Genomic DNA, 2,018 nt, shown 5'->3' on the forward strand with positions numbered 1-2,018 from the left:
GTCATCAACAGCAGATGGCCAGCTTGCAGCACGAGCCCAGTAATCATCATGACCTTGTGACCGTACAGATCCATCATTTTGCTGGTTTGTCCCACCAAAAGCAGGCTGGCACAGGCTTCTACACTGAACAGCAAGGTGGTCAGAGCCAGGCTGGACTGGGTTTGCTCCGCAATGGAGATAGTTGTGAAAGGCCAGATGAAGCTACTGCTGGAGACACTGAAAAACACTCCAGCAAAGAGTAACCAGAAGCGGGTGGGATAGGCGTGCCACGGGGCAGGTAATCGACTCAAGCTACTTCCCACCAATAGGCCGCTCGAGCGGATGTGGGAGGAGGGATGAAGTCCGTTCCAAGGAAGCGCAGAGTGGTTTCTTCCAGCAGAGAGAGATTGGCTTGCTTGTGATCCAGCCGTAGCGGTTCCTTGAGCACCACGGGAGGATTGCTCATCACTCGTGGTCGACTGGAATGATTCGCTGAAGAAGCGTGCAGCATGTAGGGATGAATGAGGTAGAGGTCACCAGCCTTGCCAACCAACTCCCTGAAATCCTGGCATTTCTGAATGATCGAAGGGAAGTCAAAAGTTCCTGGTTCGATGCCCTCTGGATGCTTCAATAACTTCTGGGCTACATGAGCCGGAGAATCTGCCGCAATGAAAGTTCCACCTCCCTTTGTTTCCACATCACTCCAGAAGAGCACCAGCAGCAGAGCCTGCTCACGACTATCAGCGAAATGCCGGAAGTAGCTCCCGTCTTTGTGCCAGTTGAAGCCCTCGGCCTGGGGAGTCCGCCAGGGCTTTTCCGCACCGAGGCTGAAATTGATGATGAAGGCATCTGACCAGACCCAACTGTTAATCTGAGTGAAATGCCGCGATTCGATTCCTAGGATCTTGGTTTCAATCCGCTCTTCGCCTCCAACGATCTCGCAGAGGGCTTCCCAGGCTGCCGGTGCGATCTCTGAGATGGGAGCCTGGTGGTGATGATTCATCCAAATGATCGGCTCTGCACACTGCTGGGTTGTTCCATAACCGACTCGCTCCAGCGCAGCCGCCGCCCACGACTGCATCAATTCCACAGATAATCCCGAAGAAATTTTTAGGAACCCTTCCTGAAGAAACTGTTCTTTCTGTTCGATTGAGAGAGCCATCGAAGTTCCTATGTTAATGGACAGCACTGTTGCTGATGATAATCGGAAACCAAAATGTTGAATCCTTGAATCAACTCAAAGGAAGCTGTTCAGATTTCGCTCGCTTTCTCACATGGTTTCAGTGGATGAACAAGGAATTCCTAGCTAAGCTGGTATGTGCATCTGTTTTTGGTTAAAATTATCTGATTTCTTACAGTGGGGAGATAAAAATAGTTACAAATAGAATTCAAAAACAAATTTCTTTGAAAGATTTAAAGTGTGTGTGTAGTTTCGTTTTTCTATTCTGGTACTATTAGACCCTAATTTTCCCCATCGAATTTAGGGTTGCGTGAATTTGCCAAACCTGTAGCGAGTTTTGAACGATATGAAAAATCTGCGAAAGTTACTCATTCTCTGTTTGTCAGCACTTATGCTGATCATCACTAATCCCATTGAGGCTGCAGAGTATGACCTTACCCTACATCATTTTTATGCCCCAAGCGAACCTTCTCATACTGAGGTGCTGGTTCCTTGGGCTAGGGAAGTCGAAGAACGTACAAATGGCAGGGTAAAGATTGTGATTGCCCCTGGAATGAGCCTGGGCGGTAAGCCTAAGGATCTAACCGCGCAAGTCAGGAGTGGGCAGGTTGACCTGATTTGGACAGTTAACGGCTATAGTGGAAAGGAGTTTCTGAGAACAGAGGTTTTTGAATTGCCCTTCGTCCACACTAATGATCCGGTAGCTACCAACTTGGCCATGCGAGAAATGTTTGAGACTGATTTGAAGGAAGATTACCAAGGAATGGAGGTAATGTTTCTCCATGCTACACAAGGCCATGCTTTCCAGTCAAACGGCTATGGTATTCACAAGCCAGAAGATCTGCTTGGCAAACGAGCA

3 protein-coding genes are annotated in these 2,018 nt (G+C 48.4%); 1 reads left to right on the top strand and 2 read right to left on the bottom strand.

Features of this window, described 5'->3' with window-relative positions; translation table 11 throughout:
* Together P8O70_15285 and P8O70_15290 are read right to left on the bottom strand one after the other, a co-directional pair.
* Window positions 1–290 (bottom strand): hypothetical protein (locus tag P8O70_15285; GenBank protein MDG2198210.1); only part of this gene is annotated, 290 nt, incomplete at its 3' end.
* Entirely contained in the window at window positions 287–1,141 is an 855-nt protein-coding gene (locus P8O70_15290; GenBank protein ID MDG2198211.1) for a phytanoyl-CoA dioxygenase family protein, read from the bottom strand. The genes P8O70_15290 and P8O70_15285, both read right to left, overlap by 4 nt.
* A 364-nt stretch (window positions 1,142–1,505) precedes the next feature.
* On the opposite strand from P8O70_15290, the gene P8O70_15295 reads away from it, so the two are divergent.
* A partial coding sequence (locus P8O70_15295; protein ID MDG2198212.1) for a C4-dicarboxylate ABC transporter substrate-binding protein occupies window positions 1,506–2,018 on the top strand: 513 nt, incomplete at its 3' end.

This window comes from SAR324 cluster bacterium (assembly GCA_029245725.1).
Lineage (GTDB): Bacteria > SAR324 > SAR324 > SAR324 > NAC60-12 > JCVI-SCAAA005.